Source organism: Actinopolyspora alba (assembly GCF_900112765.1).
GTDB lineage: Bacteria > Actinomycetota > Actinomycetes > Mycobacteriales > Pseudonocardiaceae > Actinopolyspora > Actinopolyspora alba.
The window spans coordinates 35,807-56,318 of the sequence record NZ_FOMZ01000014.1; the positions used below are offsets into that span (position 1 = coordinate 35,807).

Annotated in this window: 17 protein-coding genes and 1 pseudogene; 9 read left to right on the forward strand and 9 right to left on the reverse strand. The window is 68.0% G+C overall.

Annotated features, from left to right (window positions below; translation table 11 throughout):
• The first annotated feature begins 74 nt into the window (after window positions 1–74).
• Window positions 75–251, forward strand: coding sequence for a DUF3073 domain-containing protein (locus BM150_RS19235; protein ID WP_092928723.1), 177 nt, complete (start codon window positions 75–77; stop codon window positions 249–251).
• Between the two features lie 220 nt (window positions 252–471).
• Here the strand turns inward: BM150_RS19235 and BM150_RS19240 are convergent, their stop codons facing one another.
• The 6 genes from BM150_RS19240 to BM150_RS19265 form a co-directional block, all read right to left on the reverse strand.
• On the reverse strand, window positions 472–924 hold the full coding sequence (locus BM150_RS19240) for a DUF4396 domain-containing protein (RefSeq protein WP_217641758.1): 453 nt from the start codon (window positions 922–924) through the stop codon (window positions 472–474).
• Window positions 925–1,097: 173 nt separating this feature from the next.
• Window positions 1,098–2,216 carry a phosphoribosylformylglycinamidine cyclo-ligase gene (purM, locus tag BM150_RS19245; RefSeq protein ID WP_092928724.1) on the reverse strand — a complete coding sequence of 373 codons (1,119 nt, stop codon included), beginning with the start codon at window positions 2,214–2,216 and terminating at the stop codon, window positions 1,098–1,100.
• Between the two features lie 196 nt (window positions 2,217–2,412).
• Entirely contained in the window at window positions 2,413–3,984 is a 1,572-nt protein-coding gene (purF, locus tag BM150_RS19250) for an amidophosphoribosyltransferase (RefSeq protein WP_092928725.1), read from the reverse strand.
• Window positions 3,985–4,074: 90 nt separating this feature from the next.
• Entirely contained in the window at window positions 4,075–4,485 is a 411-nt protein-coding gene (locus tag BM150_RS19255) for a sterol carrier family protein (RefSeq protein ID WP_092928726.1), read from the reverse strand.
• 89 nt (window positions 4,486–4,574) lie between these two features.
• Window positions 4,575–5,303, reverse strand: coding sequence for a response regulator transcription factor (locus BM150_RS19260; RefSeq protein ID WP_092928843.1), 729 nt, complete (start codon window positions 5,301–5,303; stop codon window positions 4,575–4,577).
• 534 nt (window positions 5,304–5,837) lie between these two features.
• Window positions 5,838–6,278 (reverse strand): PRC-barrel domain-containing protein, encoded by a 441-nt coding sequence (locus tag BM150_RS19265; RefSeq protein ID WP_092928845.1) that lies wholly within the window; start codon window positions 6,276–6,278, stop codon window positions 5,838–5,840.
• 252 nt (window positions 6,279–6,530) lie between these two features.
• Here BM150_RS19265 and BM150_RS19270 point away from each other — a divergent pair, with 252 nt between their 5' ends.
• The 4 genes from BM150_RS19270 (at window position 6,531) to BM150_RS19285 (ending at window position 11,282) form a co-directional block, all read left to right on the forward strand.
• The gene (locus tag BM150_RS19270) at window positions 6,531–7,106 is read left to right on the forward strand and encodes a type VII secretion system-associated protein (protein WP_092928727.1); all 576 of its coding nucleotides are present in this window, start codon (window positions 6,531–6,533) and stop codon (window positions 7,104–7,106) included.
• Between the two features lie 193 nt (window positions 7,107–7,299).
• Entirely contained in the window at window positions 7,300–9,192 is a 1,893-nt protein-coding gene (locus BM150_RS19275; RefSeq protein WP_092928728.1) for a glycoside hydrolase family 15 protein, read from the forward strand.
• A complete protein-coding gene (locus tag BM150_RS19280) occupies window positions 9,174–10,217 on the forward strand; it encodes a glucose 1-dehydrogenase (RefSeq protein WP_092928729.1) in 1,044 nt (347 codons plus the stop codon). Before BM150_RS19275 ends, BM150_RS19280 begins: the two co-directional genes overlap by 19 nt.
• 564 nt (window positions 10,218–10,781) lie before the next feature.
• Complete coding sequence (locus BM150_RS19285; RefSeq protein ID WP_092928730.1) at window positions 10,782–11,282, forward strand: DUF5753 domain-containing protein; 501 nt, start codon at window positions 10,782–10,784, stop codon at window positions 11,280–11,282.
• Between the two features lie 23 nt (window positions 11,283–11,305).
• Here BM150_RS19285 and BM150_RS25165 read toward each other — a convergent pair.
• Window positions 11,306–12,539 (reverse strand): annotated as a pseudogene (locus BM150_RS25165) (RNA-guided endonuclease InsQ/TnpB family protein).
• A gap of 43 nt (window positions 12,540–12,582) precedes the next feature.
• On the opposite strand from BM150_RS25165, the gene tnpA reads away from it, so the two are divergent.
• Window positions 12,583–12,987 carry an IS200/IS605 family transposase gene (gene tnpA, locus BM150_RS19295; RefSeq protein ID WP_092928731.1) on the forward strand — a complete coding sequence of 135 codons (405 nt, stop codon included), beginning with the start codon at window positions 12,583–12,585 and terminating at the stop codon, window positions 12,985–12,987.
• Window positions 12,988–13,188: 201 nt separating this feature from the next.
• A complete protein-coding gene (locus tag BM150_RS19300) occupies window positions 13,189–13,962 on the forward strand; it encodes a DUF3558 domain-containing protein (protein ID WP_092928732.1) in 774 nt (257 codons plus the stop codon).
• A 73-nt stretch (window positions 13,963–14,035) separates the two neighbouring features.
• Here the strand turns inward: BM150_RS19300 and BM150_RS19305 are convergent, their stop codons facing one another.
• Window positions 14,036–15,139: an inositol-3-phosphate synthase gene (locus BM150_RS19305; RefSeq protein ID WP_092928733.1), complete on the reverse strand. Its 1,104-nt coding sequence runs from the start codon at window positions 15,137–15,139 to the stop codon at window positions 14,036–14,038.
• Between the two features lie 21 nt (window positions 15,140–15,160).
• Window positions 15,161–15,748: a PadR family transcriptional regulator gene (locus BM150_RS19310; RefSeq protein ID WP_092928847.1), complete on the reverse strand. Its 588-nt coding sequence runs from the start codon at window positions 15,746–15,748 to the stop codon at window positions 15,161–15,163.
• 323 nt (window positions 15,749–16,071) lie between these two features.
• On the opposite strand from BM150_RS19310, the gene BM150_RS19315 reads away from it, so the two are divergent.
• A complete protein-coding gene (locus tag BM150_RS19315) occupies window positions 16,072–16,476 on the forward strand; it encodes a DUF5318 family protein (RefSeq protein WP_175496915.1) in 405 nt (134 codons plus the stop codon).
• 95 nt (window positions 16,477–16,571) lie between these two features.
• Window positions 16,572–20,210, forward strand: a complete 3,639-nt coding sequence (locus BM150_RS19330) for a transglycosylase domain-containing protein (RefSeq protein ID WP_245755612.1) — start codon at window positions 16,572–16,574, stop codon at window positions 20,208–20,210.
• Window positions 20,211–20,512: the final 302 nt, after the last annotated feature.

A 20,512-nucleotide genomic window follows, 5' to 3' on the forward strand; every position in this document is an offset into this window, starting at 1 on the left:
AAAGGTTGTCGAGATTCATGCGGGGCCGCCGTTCCCCTGGCCGCCCCGCAAACCCTGCGCGAGGGGGTCGAGCCATGGGGCGCGGCCGTGCCAAGGCCAAGCAGACGAAAGTGGCCCGCGAGCTGAAGTACAATTCCCCCAGTGTTGACCTCGGGGCGTTGGAGCGTGAACTTTCCTCTGACTACACCCCTGAGTGGTACGAAGAGGAAGATTACTACTACGACGACAGGGAAGACGACCACCGAAGCTGAACGCGGCCACGTCGACGAGTGACGGGTTCATTCGTCGACCGGGTTTCGGGTTCCTGTCGGCGGGCGAGTCAACGGCCGGCATCACGACCGACCGGGACTGATGCGCCGGTTACGCGACCGATTGTTCGGAGATCCCACCGAGTTGTGTCACCGTTTTCGGTGATGCGGCTCGGTGGGTTCCGTATTGCCCGGCCGGAATCGTCCGTAGGGAGGCTCGGGCTCAGTGCGCGTGCGCACCGTGCACCACGGCGTGCCCCAGGCCACGACCGATCATCCACTTGTTCACCGGCAACGCCAGCAGGAAGGCCATCGCCAGCGCGAACGCCAGCGCCGCCCAGAAGAACCAGTCGGCCGGCCCCACGTGCATCGCCCCGGGGATGCCCACCATCACCAGGTTGTCCACCAGCTCCATCACCGCGATAGAGAGGGTGTCGGCGGCGAGGGCCAACCGCAGCGCGCGCTTGAACCCCACCCCGGCACGCAGCACACCGCGCATGGTGAGGCTGTAGCCGAAGACGAACGCCAGCACGACGGCGAGAGCGACGGTCGCGGCGTTGTGCAGTCCCAGCGCTGTTCCGATGACCATCCCCAGGACCTCGCCGATGGCGCAGCCGGTCAGGCAGTGCAGCGTCGCCGAAGCGGCCATGGTCCAGGAAGCTGCTGGTGTCGACATCGACTCCTCCGTGATCGCGACTCGTTCCACTCAACGAGTACCCCAGAGGGGTATATTCCACGCTTGCGGAGTCACCACCGGAGCCTCCCGCCGTTGCTCGCGAGAGGGAACCAGCCGCAACGGGCCGGCCGCAGGGGATCAGCGGCAGTGGCCTGCGGATGCGGACGCCGAGTTCAGAACCTGGGGTGGTTCCCCCGCAGTACGACCCGTTCCCCGGCCTCGGAGCCCGTGGAGTCCTTGGCCACCTCACCCAGCACCCAGGCGGGCAGATGCCTGGCCGTGGAGACGGCCAGCGCACGGTCCACGTCCTCGGCGGCCACCACTGCCACCATGCCCACCCCCATGTTGAAGGTGCGCTCCATCTCGGCGTTGTCCAACCTGCCGCGCTGCCCGATCAACCCGAAAACCGGATCCGGCGTCCAGCTCCCCCGGTCGATCACGGCGCTGAGCCCGCTGGGCAACACGCGTTCGAGGTTGGCGGCGAGCCCACCACCGGTGATGTGCGCGAAGGCCCGCACCTCGGCCTCGGCCGCCAGCGACAGGCACTCCTTGGCATAGATGCGCGTCGGTTCCAGCAGCTCCTCGCCGAGCGTGCGCCCGAACTCCTCGACGTGCCCGTTGAGCGGCATCCTGGCCTGCTCGAGCAGCACGCGGCGAACCAGCGAGAACCCGTTGGAGTGCAGCCCGGACGAGCGCATCCCGATCAGCACGTCCCCGGGGCGAACCCGGTCCGGCCCCAGCATGTCGTCGGCCTCGACCACGCCGACGCCGGTGGCCGAGATGTCGTACTCACCGGGGGCCATCATGCCGGGGTGCTCGGCGGTCTCACCGCCGAGCAGCGCACATCCCGCCTGGACGCAGCCGTCGGAGACCCCTTTGACCAGACTGCTTATCCGGTCCGGGTCGACCGACTCGGTGGCGATGTAGTCCTGCAGGAACATGGGCTCGGCGCCGCAGACCACCAGATCGTCGACCACCATCGCCACCAGGTCGATACCCACGGTGTCGTGGATGTCCATGGCCTGCGCGATCGCGAGCTTCGTGCCCACCCCGTCGGTGGAGGAGGCGAGCACCGGTTCGGTCCAACGGTCCAGTTTGAGCTGGAACAAGCCGGCGAAGCCACCGATGGAACCGAGCACCTCGGGGCGCGTGGCACGGGCCGCCAGGGGACGCATCCGCTCGACGGCCTCATCGCCCGCTTCGATACTGACCCCGGCATCGGCATAGGTGGCTGCGGGGCCCTCCGGGTCGGAGGGACCGGAATTCGACCCTGCCAGCAGGTCTTCGGACACGTCTTGCTCCAGGTCTGGTGCGCGTTTCGGATGCGATGTGCGTAGCCGTGTGCCGCACGCCCACGCTACGCGTGAGCATGGGCGATCGAGGTAACGAGCACGGCGCCGCGAAAGTTGCGAGGACGTTTCGAAGAGAGGGAAGCCACTGCGCCGGGTCTTCGCCCCATCCGACGCCCCCTCTCCCGACGCCGAAGCGTCACGGTCTGCTCACGGCTTCCTCGGCTCCGTATCCACTCGGTAACACCGGGTCGGACGAGCCCGCGGTCTCCCCATCCTTGGGCTCGGGGTTCTCCAACAGGTGTTTGCCGATCCGGTCCTCCTCCGGGATCGGGATCGGGTAGTTGCCGTCGAAACAGGCCGCGCACAACCGGTTGCGGGGCTGCTCGGAAGCGGCCACCAGCCCGTCCAGCGAGACGTAGCCCAGCGAGTCGGCACCGATCGACTGCCGGACCCCGTCGAGGTCGAGCCCGTTGGCCACGAGTTCGGCCCGGGAGGCGAAGTCGATCCCGTAGAAGCAGGGCCAGCGCACGGGCGGCGAGGCGATCCTGACGTGGACCTCGAGCGCTCCGGCCTCGCGCAACATCTTCACCAGGGCGCGCTGGGTGTTGCCGCGCACGATGGAGTCGTCGACCACGACCAGCCGCTTGCCCCGGATCACCTCTCGCAGCGGGTTGAGCTTGAGCCGGATGCCGAGCTGGCGGATGGTCTGGGACGGTTCGATGAAAGTACGGCCCACGTAGGCGTTCTTGACCAGGCCGTTGCCGTAGGCGATGTCGGCTTCCTGGGCGTACCCGATGGCAGCCGGGGTTCCGGACTCCGGTACCGGCATCACCAGGTCGGCATCGACGGGGTGCTCCCGAGCCAGCCTGCGCCCGATCTCCACCCTGGTGCTGTGCACCGAGCGCCCCGCGATCGTGGTGTCCGGCCTCGCCAGGTAGACGTACTCGAACACGCAGCCCTTGGGTTCGGGATTGGCGAACCGCTGGGAACGCAGCCCCTCGGAGTCGATGGCCAGCAGTTCGCCCGGCTCGACCTCGCGCACGAAGGAAGCGCCGATGATGTCCAGCGCGGCCGTCTCGCTGGCCACCACCCAGCCGCGCTCCAGGCGGCCGAGCACCAGCGGGCGGACACCGTGCGGGTCCCTGGCCGCGTAGAGCGTCGACTCGTCGGAGAAGACCATGCTGAACGCGCCGCGAACCGTCGGCAGCAGTTCCATCGCGGCCTGCTCCACGCCCTTGTCGGCGGCGTTGACCGCCAGCAGCCCGCACACCAGGTCGGAATCGGAGGTGGCGCGTTGGCAGGCGCTGGAGGCGGAGGAGGCGTTGCCCACGGCTGTGTCGGCACCCTGCTCCACGGCGCGGTCGAACAGCTCCGCGGTGTTGACGAGGTTGCCGTTGTGCCCCAGCGCGAGACCGCGGCCGGTGACCGTGGTCCGGAAGGTGGGCTGGGCGTTCTCCCAGGTGCTGCCACCGGTGGTGGAGTACCTCGCGTGTCCCACGGCCACGTGTCCCCGCAGCGAGGCCAGGACCTGCTCGTCGAAGACCTGGCTGACCAGCCCCAGGTCCTTGTAGACGAGCATCTGCGAGCCGTCGCCGACGGATATGCCCGCGGCCTCCTGGCCCCGGTGCTGTAGTGCGAACAGTCCGTAGAAGGCGAGCTTGGCGACTTCCTCGCCGGGCGCCCAAACGCCGAAGACACCACATTCCTCGCGTGGGGTGTCCTGCTCGACCGCCTCGGCGCTGCCCGGATATGGCAGGTCGGTGACCACCGAAAACTCCCTGAAGGACGGAGTCGGAGTTACACCTCAGTGTAAACCGTGTGTCATCCCGCCGTATCCACCTCCCGAGGGTGGGGCCGGTCACTTCTCCGGGGCGCGCCCCTCGGGATCGGCGATGCGCAGCAACGGGAGCCACCACGAGAGATCGGCTCGGGAGCCGGAGGCGACGATCAGCTCCTGCCGGATCGCTCGGTCCCAGCCGAGTTTTCCCGTGGCGAGGGAAAGCCAGGTGTGCGGATCGGTCTCGACGACGTTGGGCGGTATCCCCCTGGTGTGCCGCGGGCCGGAAACGCACTGCACTGCCGAGAAGGGGGGCACCCGGACCTCCACCGTGTGACCGGGGGCCAGCTGTTCGAGGGTGCGCAGGCTCAGCCGCACCGCCCGGGCCAGTTCGCTTCGCCCGGGGCGCGGCGCTCGGTCGTCCAGCCACGGCAGCGTGGCGGCCACGGCGGTACGCAGCTCAGCGGGGTCGACGTCTCGTCGGGCCGGCATGTCCGGCAGCCTACGAGCCCGCCGGGAGCGGCACGACACCGGTCGCCGACCGAGCGCCCCTCGACACCTCGGACGCGGAACGGTCCGGCTCAGAGCCAGCCCAGCTGCACCGCCCGAACTCCGGCCTGGAACCGGGTCTCCACTCCCAGCCTGGCGACGAGCTCGCGCACCCTGCGATGGGCCGTACGGGAGCTGAATCCCATCAGCCTTCCGATGGCGTCGTCGGTGGCTCCCGAGGCCAGCAGCGACAGGATCCAGCGCTCCTCGTCGGTGGGGACGTCCGGTTCGGCGGACGCCACGGACTCCCGCAGCGGGGCCGCCGGTCGCCACAGGTCGTCGAAGACGCGGATCAGGGCGGTGAGCATCGCCGAATCGCGCAGCAGCACCGCGCTCTCCAGCTCGTCGGGCCCGGCGGTCAGCGGCAGCAGCCCGAACTCGTCGTCGACGATCAGCAGTTTCGTGGGAGCGAATTGCACCACCCGTGCCTGCTCGCCCCGCTGCATCATGCGTGTGGTCGTGTCGAGCTGCGGTGGACGGGCCAACGCGGCACGGTCGTAGAGCACTCGGTACTCGACGCCCTCGGCGAGTTTGTGGCACTCCAGGGTGTCCAGCGGCTCGGTGGCGGCGTAGGGCGGTTTGACCACGCCACGCACGAGGCTGCTCGCACCACGCTGCAGGCGGTGTGCGGTGCTGCCGATCCGCTCGGCACCGTGTACGACCCGTAGTACGCCGGCCGCTCCCACGGTCGAGCGGCTCACGGATTCCACGGCTTTCCGCGCTCTGGTGTGCGCGTCGTGTCCGGCCGCGGTGCTGTTCACGGTCGGGTTCCGGGGTGTCGGATCCGCGGGTCGCGGCATTCCGGCTTGAATACTCGGCACGATTACCCCTCTCAGTGGGTGCCCGGCCAGGAGCGGACCGTTGTCCTCTCCTGCGCGGCAAAGTATCCGAGCCGTACATGTCGCGGAACCCACTTTAGAGGGAGCCCAACCAGCCGTAGGGCTTAGAACGAACGACGGACTCAAGCGTTCCGAAGTGCGAACACGAAGATCGAATCATTACGGATAAATCGGACAGGGCGGATTTTTCACCCGACCAAGGGAGACAAGCGCGGGCCAGAACAGGCGCTCTCCGTAACCGGACCGAAAAACATCTTAACGCGATTCTTCGACACTCGCGGGAAATCGAATCACTTCGGCCGGGCGGGGCGGGTCTCCCGCGCGCTCTCGCCGGGGCCACCCGACGTGGCGTGGCTCGCCACTCGTGCCGGGCCGCCCGAAGCGAGAGCCGGCGGAAGATTCCGCGAGGCATTACCCGCGTGACGCACGGGCGGGCGAACTCCTACTGGCGACTTCCTACTGGGGAGCCGCCGCCCAACGCCGCAACCGGGTGCGGACGGCCCGCACCTGGCTACCCGCCATCGCGGTGGAGCGTCGTGGCGTCTCCTCGAAGGGCAGCACCGGTTCCGGCGTGTTCACTCCGTAGCGCATCCCGTAGTGCGCGTACAGCTTCGTCTCCTGCTCCGGTTCCAGGTCGCCCTCCTCGAGTGCGACGCGCGGCGCTCGCCGAACCGTTTCCCGATCGACGGCCACGGTGAGCGTGTCACCGTCGAACGCGGCACCGGCCAGCGGAACGAAACTCTCGTTGGTACCGAACAACCCGGTCTGCACCGTTATCCAAGCGGGCTGCTCGGTGTCATCATCCACGAACATCCGGCCGACGACGCCGATCCGACTACCGCGGGGATCGAACGCCTCGCAACCGGTCAACCGCAACGCTTCTCGTTGTCCGATCAAGAGCAACCACCTCCCACCCACCTGCTCGCCCCGACACGAGCATCGACTGTTTAGTCTGCACGCCTACCCCCGCACGAAGCATCCCGATCATCCGTGCGGCACAGAGCCGTTGCCATATCGAAACCACGCGTCGGACCGGACCGAGACCCTCGGCCCCGACGACCGGGGCGCATACTGCCGTGCGGGATCCGTTCGAACGGGAGGGATCTCCGTACGAACCGACCACCGCATCCGAAAGGGCCGTGAACCGAAATGGCAGCCGACGAATCGCTACCCCCCTACGCACCACAGATCACCGAGGAGATGCGGGAACAGGCGAAGCAGACCCCCAACAGCTGGCTCTACATCGTGGACCCGGCTTACGAGGCCTCCGGTGAGAACGTTCCGCCCGAAGGTGTGGTCGGCGCGTTCCGGATCGACGAGTCCGGAGAGATCGACGAGCGGTTCCACCCCAACGACGAGTACGAACCGGGCACCAGCACGTTCGAACCCAGCAACGAGCTGGAACGGGTGCTGCAGCTGATCGCCACCGGCCATGCCTCGGAGTCCGAGTTACCGGCCGCCGTGCTGGCGGGGGAGCTGCTGCTCTACGCCGAGGAGGACGACGAGGACGCGCTCTACGAGGCGGAGCTGGACGACGGGAGCAGGCTCGTACCCGCCTGCACCTCCGTGAACCGGGTTCCGGAGGACTGGCCGAGCTACCGCACCGTCGCGGGTGCGCGGTTGCCCGAGCTGCTCGACGGACTGGACCTGGGGCTGAACCTGGACGACCCGGTGCGCGCGGTGATTCCCCACGACATGCTGGCCGAGTCGCCCGCCTCGGAATGAGTCGACCAGCCTCGGACTGAGCCGCCCCGCCTCGGCGGCCCGTCCTCCCGGGCGCCTGTGCCCCTGGGGATCACCTGTCCGAGAGAGACTCGCCGCGATCGGGCGAGCCGAGCACATCGGCACCCGGCCGGGATCAGCACGTGTCCCGCGCCACAACCCGGGACTCGTGACCGACGCGGTTAGCCTCGACCCTGTGAGTGAGGATCAACGACGCGGCGGTCCCGGACCGATCGAGCACTACGCGCTGCTTTCCGATCTGCGTACCGCCGCCCTGGTGGGCAGGGACGGCTCGATCGACTGGCTCTGCCTGCCCAGGTTCGACTCCCCGTCCTGCTTCACCCGGCTGTTGGGCGACGACCACCACGGTCACTGGCGCATCGCACCGACCGGCACCGTACGGCGGGTCGAGCGACGGTACCGGGACAACTCGCTGGTGCTGGAAACGGACTTCCACACCGACACCGGCGTGGTGCGGCTGATCGACAGCATGCCCCCGCACGAGAAGAACCACCACGACGAGCCGTGCGTGGTGCGGACCGTCGAGGGGATCTCCGGCGAGGTGGAGATCGGAATTCGCTGGGTGGTGCGGTTCGCCTACGGCCACTCGATGCCGTGGGTCCGCACCATCCGCGAGCGGGAGCCGGTACCGGACGAGTACCTGTTCGCGCTCGCCGGGCCGCACACCGTGGTGCTGCGCGGCGACGTGCTTCCCGCCCGCAAGGACGACGAGCGCGCGCACGAGATCACGACCACCGTGAGCGGTGGGCAACGCTACTCCTGGGTGCTGCAGTGGTCCTCGGATCCGGACGACCTGCCCGCCCCGATGGATCCGGTGCAGGAGGTGCGGGACAGCGAGGACTTCTGGCGGGACTGGTCGCGCCGGATCAACTACACCGGGCCGCACCGCGAACCGGTGTACCGTTCGCTGGCCACTCTGAAGGCGCTGACCTACGCCCCGACCGGCGGCATCATCGCGGCTCCGACGACCTCGCTGCCGGAGGCGTTGGACGGTAACCGCAACTGGGACTACCGCTACTGCTGGCTGCGGGACGCCACGCTGGTGCTGCTGGCGCTGGACAACTTCGGGTGCTCGGCGGAGGCTGCCTCGTGGCGGCGGTGGCTGTTACGGGCCGTCGCGGGGGATCCGGCGGATCTGCAGATCATGTACGGCGTCGGTGGGGAACGGCACCTGCTGGAGTGGGAACCGGACTGGCTGCCCGGTTATCAGGACATCTCGCCGGTGCGGATCGGCAACGCGGCCTACGACCAGTTGCAGTTGGACGTGTTCGGCGAGGTGATGGACGCGCTGCACCTCGCTCGCGAGCGGGGCGTCACGGAGACCCCGGACTCCTGGGCGCTGCAGCGGGGGATGCTCAAGCACCTGGAGACCATCTGGCGGCGGCCGGACAAGGGGCTCTGGGAAGTGCGTGGGCCTGACCGGCACTTCACCCACTCCAGGGTGATGGTGTGGGTGGCGTTCGACCGTGCCGTCCGGGCCGTGGAGGAGGACGGCCTCCCCGGGCCGGTGGAACGCTGGCGCGAGATCCGGGACTCGGTGCACGAGGAAGTGCTGCGCGAGGGGTTCAACACCGAACTCGGCGCGTTCACCCAGTACTACGGCGGCGACACGCTGGACGCCGCGACGCTGCTCATCCCGGCGTTGGGCTTCCTGCCGGGCGAGGACGAGCGGGTCCGCGGCACCGTGCGCGCGGTGGAGCGGGAACTGCGGCACGGCGTGCTGGTGGACCGCTACAGCACCGAGCCGGGCACGAACTCCGTCGACGGCCTGACGGGCCGCGAGGGCTCGTTCCTGGCCTGCTCGTTCTGGCTGGTCGACGCGCTCGCACTGTGCGACAGGCGCGAGGAGGCCGAGCGAATGTTCGAGGAACTGCTGGGGCTGCGCAACGACGTGGGCCTGTTCGCCGAGGAGTACGACCCCCACGCGGACCGGTTCACCGGCAACTTCCCGCAGGCGTTCAGCCATCTCGCCCTGGTCAACTCGGCGGCGATGCTCTACGGCGGGCACACTCGCGAGGAGTCCAGTCGACGCGACGGAGGGAGCCGGCGTTGCGAGCGGCGACCGTGATTCCGGGAAAACCGGGCTCCTCGGCCGTCGACGAGCTGCCCGATCCTTCACCGGAACCGGGAGAGCTGCTGGTCGAGGGCCTGCTGGCGGGGGTGTGTTCGACCGATGCGGAAGTCGTGGAGTCCGAGCACGGCGCTTCTCCCGCGGGCAGGGAGCGAATGGTGCTGTTCCACGAGTCGCTGGGCAGGGTGAGTTACGCACCCGCGATCAGCGGTTTCCGGGAGGGCGACCACGTCGTGGGGGTGGTCCGCAGGCCCGATCCCCGGCCGTGCCCGGCGTGCGCGGCCGGGCAGTGGGACTTCTGCCGCAACGGCGAGTACACCGAGTGCGGGATCAGGGGACTCGACGGGTTCGGTTCGCAGCGCTGGACCGTCGAACCCAGGTTCGCCGTACCGGTGCCCCACCGGCTGGGCGAGCTGGGGGTGCTGACCGAACCGACCTCGATCGTGGAGAAGGCGTGGGAGCAGGCCGAGTTCGTCGCCAGGCGCTCCTACTTCGCACCGCGCCGGGTGCTGGTCACGGGTGCCGGACCGGTGGGACTGCTGGCGGCGTTGCTCGGCAAGCAGCGTGAACTGGACGTACACGTGATGGATCGGGTCGAGCGGGGCGCGAAACCGGATCTGGTGCGTGAGCTGGGTGCCGGTTACCACACTTCGCTGGACGAGCTGGACTTCGAACCGGAGCTGGTGTTCGAGGCCACCGGCTCGGGGGACGTGGTGTTCGACGTACTGCGCAGAACCGCCCGAAACGCGATCACCGTGCTGCTGGGGCTCTCCGGCGGTGGCCACACGACGCGGATCCCGGCCGGAGCGATCAACGACGAACTCGTGCTGGACAACGACACGGTGCTGGGGACCGTGAGCGCGAACCTGCGGCACTACCGCGGTGCGGTGCACGCGCTGGACGCGGCGGACCAGGGGTGGTTGAACGGGCTGATCTCGCGCAGGGTGCCGCTGGCGGAGTGGCAACGAGCGCTGCGCCCGGAGCGGGACGACGTGAAGGTAACGGTGCGGCTGGCGGACTGATCGAAGTCTTCCGGTCGGGTTGTCGTGCTACTCGCTCGGCGGAACCTCCCGTCGGCTCTCGCTCCGGGTGGCGGAAATCGGGTGGCGACGTGCCGGGAAACCGCGCCGGGGGCGGAGCGGGACACGAGGCCCCGTCCCGGGAGTCATCCTGGCTCCGTCTCCGAGCACCCGACGGACGGCCGCGCGGTCGACACCGCGCGCCGGGCGACCCTGATCCTCCCGAGTAGCACACAGACCAGCGGCCAACTCAACATGACCAGCACACGGCCGCCGCCAGCACGTCCCAGAACGAGGAATCCGATTGCCACACGGCAGTAACAGTAACTGAGTTACAGTAACTGGCAATCTTCACAGCTGTTGCTCACTCTTCCGTGGGGGCACATCCCGAAACTTCCCTCTGCCGAGTGATCAAGTAGCTCAGCTCCGGTTCCGCCCAGGCGGAACCGGGAACCGCACCGGGTGAAACGGCGGTCGCACCACTCGCCTCCCCACCCGGATCGCCGTCGGCGACCGAAGCGTCTCACCCGCGTTCGGTCGCGGTGGCGACTCGGCGAGAGTGATCACATGACACGACTGCTCAGCCCCGCGGTCTACCGCCGAATGATCGCTTTCGAACTGCAGCGCATGCGCAAGGCCGCCGACGTCACGCAGCAGGAGGCCGCGGCGAAGCTCGGCTGCTCCAGGGTGCGCATCAATCACGAGGCGGTGCGCAGAACCGAGCTCAGGTTGCCCCGGCAGCGGGTCCTGGACCGCGAGGGCACCCCGCTGGAACTGACGACCGTCATCGACGAGTCGGTGCTGCGGCGACGTATCGGCGACACGCGGATCATGCGGGAACAGCTCGAACACCTATCGGACGTCTCGGAACGCACGAACGTCGCCGCACGGATCCTCGGCGCGGACGTCGGCGTGCACCCGGCCCTGCACGGCCCCTTCACCCTGATGGACTTCGCGATCCCCGGCGACCCGGGGGTGGTCTATCTGGAGGACCGGCTGGGCGGAAGGTACTACGAGGATGCCGACGAAATAGACGAGTACATCGGCTTGACGTGCTCCCCACCGTGAACGGCGGGGATTCTCCACTCGGCTTACGCCGTGTACGGAGCGGCATCTCCTCGCGGGGTTGCGCTGCTTCCTGCTTCGTCGGCCACTGCCTCGGTGTGAGGTCTTACGTCGCCTCCACAGGCGTTTAGTCTCTCCGCCCGTCCGGCGGCGAGGATATTTCTGGCGGCGTTGGTGTCGCGGTCGTGGATCGTGCCGCACGGACATTCCCAGGTGCGCACAGGTCAGCGGCTTGGGCCCGTCGATGCGTCCACAGTCCGAACAGGTTTGCGACGTGGGTAGCCACCGGTCGATGACCACTAACTCCCGCCCGTAACGGGCGCACTTCTCTTCCAGCAGGCGCCGGAACGTTCCCCACGACGCGTCGCGCACGGACTTCGCCAGCCGGGTGCGGGCGAGACCAGATACGGCCAGGTCTTCCAGGAACACCGCTTGGTTCTCGCGGGCGATCCTGGTCGTTTCCTGGTGTAGCCAGTCGGCCCGTGCGTCGGCGACCTTGCCGTGTTGGCGGGCGAGTTTCCGGCGTGCTTTCGCGCGGTTGTTGCTGCCGCGCTGTGTGCGGGACAGCTCCCGCTGTGCCCGTTTGAGTTTCCGTTCGGCCCTGCGTAGAAACCGGGGGTTGTCGATGGTGTTGCCGTGCTGGTCGACGGCGAAGGCGGACAGCCCGAGGTCGAGGGCGAGGTCGTGTTCCTGGCCGTGCTCATCCACGACAGGCGGCATGGTCTCGTCGCCGACCTCGACCACGAAGCTGGCGAAGTAGCGATCATCGGCGGTCTTGATGACGGTGACCGAACTGGGATCACTAGGCAGGTTCCGGGACCAGGCGACTTTCACGTCGCCGATGCGGGCGAGTCGGAGCTTGCCGTTGTTTCGGATCGAGAACCCGCCGGTGTGCAGCCGGATCGACTGACGCCGGTCCCGCTTGGACTTAAATCGAGGGGCACCCACCCGCCTACCGACGCGTTTGCCCTTCAACGAGTCGACAAAGTTCTTGTAGGCGGTGTCGCAGTCGCGGATGGCTTGCTGGAGCACAATGTTCGAGCACTTGCCCAACCATCCGCGCTCGTCGGTGTGCTTAGCGTCGGTGATCAATCGCTTTTGCAGCACGGCCCCGACCGGAAACTTCTCGCCGGACTTGTAGGCGTCTCGACGGGCGCGTACCGCGTCGTTGTAGACAACACGGGCGTTGCCGAACGCCTGCGCCAGTACCCGTCGCTGAGCTTCGTCCGGGTAGAGCCGGTAGCGGTACCGCAACTGCACGACTGATCACCTCCCTTCGGAGATCACGTCACCATGTTGGTCTATGGTCAACACTGAGGATTACCGCACTGGTCGACACTGCGTTTTCGGGATGCACGTTCACTTGGTCTTCGTAACGAAATACCGACGGAACGTACTCACTGGCAAGCACCACGATTTTCTGCGAGACGTATTCGCGAAAGTCTGCGCCGACTTCGGGGCGACCCTGAGCGAGTGCGACGGTGAGGACGACCACGTGCACCTACTCGTGGAGTACCCGCCGCAAATGGCGGTCTCAAAGCTGGTGAACAGCCTGAAAGGCGTGACCTCGCGGCGACTGAAGCAACACTTCCGGATGCGTACCTATCGAGGACAACTGTGGTCGCCGTCGTACTTCGCAGCCTCCTGCGGCGGAGCGCCGTTAAGCATCATCCAGCAGTATGTGGAAAACCAGCGACGCCCCTCATAACGTACCCGACCACAAACACCCCTGATCGACTTACTCCGACCCGCAGACCGGAGCTTACGCCGATGAACCACTGGTCAAGGACGGTCGATTCGACAACCGAGCCGGTGTCCCCCGGTAGCCGCGACGGCTGCCCGCACCCGTTCCGCTACGCACGATGGACGGTTCCGGGGTGGACGGCGGCGGTTATAAGCTCGCGGGATCATGACGCAGCACAGCTCGACGGCACATGCCGTCAGAAAGATCATCGCACCGCTGGCGGCACTCGCACTGCTGACCGCGGCCGGTTGCGGTGGTGGGGGAAGCGCGAACGATTCGACCGATGGTTCCGTTCAGCCTTCGGCCACCGCTTCGCACTCCTCGGCCTCGGAACCCGGCGGCGACGAGTCCGCCGCACCCAGCGGATCCGAATCCGGTGAATCGGAAGCGGCGTCGTCCGGTGACGACGCCGGGAACGGTGACGACGGCTCCGGTGCCAACGCTGATTCCGGCGGAGCGGGCGACGGCGACACCTCCGGCTCGGCGGGCGGCGGTTCGGGTAACGGAGGTTCGGGCGGTGGCGGGAAACCACCCACAGCGACGTTGGCGGGCATCGACCCGTGCGAACTGCTGACCAAGGCACAACGCGACGAACTGGGGTTGCCCCGCACCACCGCCAACAAGAAGAACGGCGAGACCCGCAGTTGCGAGTTCAATCCTCCACAGGGCAACGGGCCGGGCACGAGTGCGCTGCTCGCGATCCACGAGGAGGAGGGGCTGAAAGCGTTCAGCGGCATGACCGGCGATGCCGAGAAGACCACCATCACCGGGCACGAAGCCAAGATTCAGTGCGAGTACGGCAACTGCCTGATCGGAATAGCGATCACCGACACCTCGCGCGTGGACGTGCAGTCCACGGTGCTCGGTGACGACGCCGCCACGAAGAAGCTCGGCAACCGAATCGCGAAAATGATCATCGGGAACCTGGGCAGTTCCTGAGACGGACACCGCGCGGCGATTTCCCGCGAAATCGCCGCGCCCGGGCCGCTAGCACCGCCGACGAGCTACGGGATCAGCTCTCCCCCGCGATGAACGACTCCACCGCCTGGTAGGCGTCCGAATCGGAGTACTGCTCCGGCGGCGACTTCATGAAGTAGGAGGATGCCGACAGCACCGGTCCGCCGATCCCGCGATCCGCGGCGATCTTGGCGGCGCGAATGGCGTCGATGATGATGCCCGCTGAGTTCGGCGAGTCCCAGACCTCCAGCTTGTACTCCAGGTTGACCGGTGCGTCACCGAAGGCGCGTCCCTCCAACCGGATGTAGGCCCACTTCCGGTCGTCCAGCCAGGGGACGTAGTCCGAAGGACCGATGTGCACGTTGCGGTCCCCCATGTCACGCGTCACCTGCGAAGTGACCGAGTTGGTCTTGGAGGTCTTCTTGGACTCCAGCCTGCCGAGCTCCTTCATGTTGAGGAAGTCCATGTTGCCGCCGACGTTGAGCTGCATCGTGCGGTCCAGGTGCACGCCGCGGTCCTCGAAGAGCTTGGTGAGCACCCGGTGGGTGATCGTCGCGCCCACCTGTGACTTGATGTCGTCACCGACGATCGGCACGCCCGCCTCGGTGAACTCGCGTGCCCACTCGGGGTCGGAGGCGATGAACACCGGCAGCGCGTTGACGAAGGCCACACCGGCGCGGAGCGCGGCACGCGCGTAGAACTTGTCCGCTTCCTCCGAACCCACCGGCAGGTAGGAAACCAGCACGTCGGCCCCGGACTCGCGCAGCGCCTCGACCATGTCGACCGGCTGTTCCTCGGACTCCTCGATGGTCTCGGAGTAGAACTGCCCCAGCCCGTCCATCGTGTGACCGCGCTGCACAGACACACCCAGCGGTGGGACGTCGGCGATCTTCATCGTGTTGTTCTGACTCGCCACCACGGCCTCGGACAGGTCGCGGCCGACCTTCTTCGCGTCGACGTCGAACGCCGCGACGAACTCCAGATCACCGACGTGGTAACCACCGAAGTCCACGTGCATCAGGCCGGGAACCCTGCCGCTCGGATCCATCCGGCCGTAATACTGCACACCCTGTACCAGCGACGCGGCGCAGTTGCCCACACCGACGATCGCCACTCGGACCTTGCCGGTCGTCGCCTCGTCGTGACGATCTCCGCCCATGGTCGCCGGCCTCCTTCTCCGTCATGTCCCGTTCGTCGTGTCCCTGTCCAAGCCTCGGTCGAGGCGGTCACCCACACCCGCGGGCCGCTCGGCTCCCTGCTCGGCCCGCTCGTGCGCGATCAGCTCGTCCAACCAGCGAACCTCCAGCTCGCTGTGATCCAGGCCCAGGCGGTGCAGTTGCGCCGTGTACCGGTCGCACTGCTCGTCGGCTCTGGCCAGGATCGCCCGTTGCCCTTCCCGGCGCTGTTCCACGCGCCGACGGCGGCTCTCCAGAATCCGCATCCGGACCGGTGCCGGTGTTCGTGCGAAGAAAGCCAGCCTCACGTCGAACGCCTCGTCCTGGCACGCTCGTGGCCCGCAGTCCTCGACCAACTCGACGAAACGCTCCCGTCCCGACTCGGTGAGTCGATAGACACGTCGAGCCCGCCGCGAGCGCTGCGCCTCCTGCTCCTCCTGGGTTTCCTCGATCAGCCCCGCGCGACGCATCCGGCGCAACGTCGGATACACCGTCCCGCAGGAGAACGCACGAATCTCCTGGAGTCGCTTGCGCAGCTCGTAACCGTGCATCGGCGCCTCGTGCAACAGTCCGAGCACCGCGAGTTCGAGCACCGGCCCTCCTCTCGCGGACGAAGCCCAGCCGAGCAGCACCCGGCGATGATTATATCGTCCCGATACATCGGAGTACGACAGTCCTCGTCGCCGCCGAATCACCGGGCGGGCGACCGGAGCGGCAGCACCGGCCGCGTGACCGTTCTCTCCGGCTGGCATCCCACGGGCCGGGACCGAAGCGGCACCACCGCACCGTCGGAGCGGGTTTTCACCGACCCGCCCCGCCGTGTCACGGCCACCGCCGGTGGTTCGGAGACACCTCGCCACGGGGCTGCCCCGAACGGCCCAATTGAGCCCGGGCACAGGACACGTACGCTGAGGGCGTGCGGACCCAACGGCAAGTGGTGGATTACGCGTTGCGGCGTCGGTCGCTGCTCGCGCGACTCCATGCTGGCCGGGTGGGCGTACAGGAGGTCTGCGACGCGGGACCGTACCTGCTGCAGGCAGCCAAGTTCCACGGTGAGCCCAGTGACGTGATCTGTCCGGTGTGCCGCAAGGAACGCGTGACCTACGTCTCCTGGGTCTTCGGCGAACAGCTCAAACAGGCCGACAATTCGGCCCGGAGCAACGCGGAACTGGCACGTATGGCCACCATGTTCGAAGAGTTCAATGTGTTCGTCGTCGAGGTTTGCCGTACATGTAACTGGAACCACCTGGTGCAGTCATACGTCCTCGGAACCGGGGGCCACCACGGCCGCGGTCGGGGACGCAGGACCGTGGCCGAGTGAGCAAGTAGCCTCATCGGTCACGGCCGGTGGCACCCGCCGACGTGAACGCATCGCACGGCGTCCGTGTTGACGCCTGTCCCGGAGGACGACTTCTCGTGAGTGACGAGCGTGACGACCGGTCCGAAGACGGCCGCCGCCACAGGCAGCCGGCTGCCGAGGACCGGGAGCCGGAGCGCGGACGGCAACCCGGCCGACCGCCCCATACGGATCAGCAGGGGGAGCAGGCCGGGCAGCACAACGAGCCCCCGCGGGAGAACCAGCCCCCACCGTCACCCGAGCGGGGCGGGGGACAGCCGCCACCACAGGCACCGCCACCACCACAGGCACCACAGCCGTCCCGTGGACAACAACCACCGCAGCACCGCTGGCCGGGTGGTCAGCAGAGCGGCCAGCCATCCGCTCCGCAGGGAGGCCCACCGCCACCGGCACCGCAGCGGCCCGGACAACAGGGTCCCGACGGGGGGTACTTACCGCCCGGGCCCGCCTCCGAACAACCACCACCTCCGCCGCAGAGCGGACCACCACAAGGACAGGCGCCACCACAGGGACAGGGGCAGCCGCATGCCGGGGGTCCGCCGCAGGGCGGACCCGGCCAACGACCACCGCAGGGTGGCCAGGAGTGGCCCGGCGAGGACGCCACCGCGCAGTGGCCCGGCGCACAGCAGCGGCCGGGTGGGCAGCAACCACCGCCCCCGCCGCCACCCGGTGGTCAACAACGGCCGGCAGCCGACCCGGACGCGACCGTGCAACATCCGGCCGTGGACGGCTCGGGAACCCCCCGGGACGCATCCGGCAGACCGCCCTCCGGCGCACCCGCTCCCCCACCGGGCAATCCCGGCGGACGCGGCGCGCAGGGCAACCCCGCCGGTCCCCAGCAAGGCGGCGGTCCCCAGCAGGGCGGCGGTCCGGACGAGGTACCGACGAGGAAGACCACACCGCCCGGAGTTCCGCAGGGCCCACCCCCGGGACACGCCGGCCCCGGACAGCACCCGAACGATCCGGGTGAGGCACCGACGCAGCACATAGCTTCCGTGAGCGGGCCGAACGCGGCTCCCGGCGGTGGCGACGAACCGACGCGGGAGCACCGGCCCACCGGCGGGAAGGCCGCGGGTGCCGCAGGGGCGGCTGGTGCGGCTGCCGGGGGCGTGGCAGGCGCCGCCGCCGGCGCGGCGGCTTCCTCCGGTTCCGGTGGCCCCGAGGGAACCACCGGTGACTCCCGGGACACGTCGAGCCCCCGCGGGGAATCCGACGCGACGGCTTCGGCCCGGTCCGAATCGCCCGACAACTCCGCCGAGTTCGGCGTGACCCGTGCCGACCAGTCCTCGGCACCGGGCAGCGAACCGGGACTGATCACGCACCGCGCCTCGCAGGGCGGCTACAGCTACTACTCGGACTCGGATCCCTACCCCGACGACTACGACGACTTCGAGGACGACTTCAACGAGGGGTTCGACGACGAACTCGACTATCCCGACGATCCGGATGACGACGACATGACGGCCCTCGCCCGCAAGAAACGCGGCAGGCGCAGGATCTGGCGCGGTCTGCGGCGTACCTGTTACGTCGCGGCGGCGCTGGGGATCCTGGTGCCCGGCGCGATATTCGCCTGGTGCTACTTCACCTTCGAGGTCACCCCACCGTCGAAGGTCGCCAAGAACTACAGCACCAGCATGGTGGTCAAGTACTCCGACGGCAGCGTGCTGAACAAGTTCTCGTCGGCGGAGGTGGATGAGCGCGTGCTCATCGACGACCTCAGCGAGGTCTCGGCGGACATGCGGCACGCCACCATGGCGGCCGAGGACGCGGACTTCTACAGCAACCCGGGATTCTCGGTGACCGGCATCGGCCGCGCCGTCTACAACCAACTCTCCGGCGGGCAGGGCGGCGGCTCGACCATGACTCAGCAGTACATCAAGCTGAGCACGGGCAAGGACGACCACAGCATCACCCGGAAGTTCACCGAGATCGTGCGGGCGTTCAAGCTGACCAACCAGTACGACAAGAAAACGATCTTCAAGGCCTACCTCAACACCGCCTACTACGGCCGGGACGCCTACGGCATCGACAACGCGGCCGAGGCCTACTTCGGCAAGGCCCCGAGCGAGCTCAACGCCTCCGAGTCGGCCGTGCTGGCCGGGATGGTGCAGCTACCCAGAGGCAACGATCCCCAGGTGGACGCCAAGCGGGCCAAGGATCGCTGGGAGTACGTCACCCTCCAGATGAAGCAGAACGGTTGGGTCAGCCAGCAGGAGTACCAGAACCTGCAGATGCCGCAGACCCGGGAGATGTTCGCGTGGAAGAAGAAAACCACCACCGCGCAGATCCACATCCAGCGGCGCATCGTCGAGGAGCTGGAGGAACACGGCTACACCAAGGACGAGCTGACCAGCCAGGGCCTGCAGGTGGTCACCACACTGGACAGCCAGGCCCAGCAGGCCGCACGGGACGCGGTGCGGCAGGTGATGGCCGACCAGCCCGACGAGATCAACCCGGCCCTGGCGGCCGTGGATCCCGAGACCGGCGCGGTGCGGGCGTACTCCCCGGGCAACAAGGGCTACGACTGGGTCAAGGAACGCCAACCCGTCGGCTCCTCGTTCAAACCGTTCGTCACCGCGACCGGACTGAAGCAGGGGAAGGGCATCGGGGAGACCTACGACGGGTCGGACGACCAGACCATCGCCGGCACCGAGTTCGGCAACGCGGCCGGGGTCACCTGCGGCAGCGATCCGGAGCGCTGCGGCGTACGCGAGGCCACGGAGAAGTCGGTCAACACCGCGTTCCTGAACATGGCCAACGAGTTCGGTCCGCGGAGCGTGGCCGAGACGGCCTACGAGGCGGGTATCCCGCGCGAGAAGGTCAACAAGAACGGCGAGACCGTGCCGGTGCTCGCCAATTCCGAGGGAGACACGAACCTCAACATCGCACTGGGTGCCTACCCGGTGAGCACGGTCAGCCTGGCCAACGGCTACGGCGGGCTGGCGGACGGGGAGCGGGCCGAGCCGTTCCTGGTCGATAAGGTCGTGAACAACGACGGGGATGTCAAGGAGGACTTCTCCCCCAAGACCGAGACCGCCTTCGGGGACAGCTCCACCCGCAGCGCCAACATCGCCGCCAACGTGACCGAGAGCATGCGGGACGTGGCCGAGGGGTACGGGCTCGACCTGAACGGCGACCGGCCGGTGGCCTCCAAGAGCGGTACCCACCAGCTCGGCGAGATCGGGGGGCACAACGCCACCGCCTCGTACGTGGGCTACACCCCGCAGATCTCCACGGCGGTGGTGCTCAACAAGAACACCACCTCGCGGCAACCGCTGACCGACGCGTCGGGTGGGGACATCTACGGCGCCGACCAACCCGGCGCTATCTGGCAGAAGTTCATGAACTCCTACCTGGAGGGCAAGGAGGTCGAGGAGTTCCAGGAGCCGGATCCGATCGGCCAGTTCACCGTGCCCCCGCCGCCGAGCTCGGATCCCCCGGAGGAAGAGAAGAACGAGTCGGAGACTCCCCCGAGCGATGAATCGCCGTCCGACGAAATGCCGTCCGACGAAACCGACCCCAGCGACTTCCCACCGTCGGGAGGAGCTGGGGAGAGCTCGGACCAGAACGACGAGTGTCAGGAAAACCCCTGGTTCTCGGAGTGCGACGACGAAGGTGACCCGACGGAGCCGAGCAGTTCCGAGGAGGATCAGCCGAACCAGCAGGACAACGGGAACAGCGCCCGCGGTCCCGACTGACCGGCTGAGCGCCTGACGCGGCGCCCTGTGACTCCGTGGTTCCCGCGAGCTCGTGGGGTTGGGCCACACGGCAGGTCGAGGGCACCGATGCCTCGAATCCAGCGAAGAGTGCGGCCGGTTCGGCGAACCGGCCGCACTCTTCGTAGTCAGGGCTCCGTAACATGCGGACCGTGTCCGAGCCGGAGCAGCCCGAACGAGCGGGAAACGAGCGGGACCTCGCCGAAGGGGTCGGCGAAGAACGCCACGGCGCTCCGGAGTCGGCCGAAGCCGAACCGCTCACCGCCGTCACCGAACGAGCTGCG

Excerpts from the sequence above, each read along its gene's own strand:
- BM150_RS19235 (WP_092928723.1), top strand. The coding sequence starts at position 75 with ATGGGGCGCGGCCGTGCCAAGGCCAAGCAGACGAAAGTGGCCCGCGAG.
- BM150_RS19240 (WP_217641758.1), bottom strand. The coding sequence starts at position 924 with ATGTCGACACCAGCAGCTTCCTGGACCATGGCCGCTTCGGCGACGCTG.
- BM150_RS19255 (WP_092928726.1), bottom strand. The coding sequence starts at position 4,485 with ATGCCGGCCCGACGAGACGTCGACCCCGCTGAGCTGCGTACCGCCGTG.
- BM150_RS19270 (WP_092928727.1), top strand. The coding sequence starts at position 6,531 with ATGGCAGCCGACGAATCGCTACCCCCCTACGCACCACAGATCACCGAG.
- BM150_RS19285 (WP_092928730.1), top strand. The coding sequence starts at position 10,782 with ATGACACGACTGCTCAGCCCCGCGGTCTACCGCCGAATGATCGCTTTC.
- tnpA (WP_092928731.1), top strand. The coding sequence starts at position 12,583 with ATGGTCAACACTGAGGATTACCGCACTGGTCGACACTGCGTTTTCGGG.
- BM150_RS19300 (WP_092928732.1), top strand. The coding sequence starts at position 13,189 with ATGACGCAGCACAGCTCGACGGCACATGCCGTCAGAAAGATCATCGCA.
- BM150_RS19305 (WP_092928733.1), bottom strand. The coding sequence starts at position 15,139 with ATGGGCGGAGATCGTCACGACGAGGCGACGACCGGCAAGGTCCGAGTG.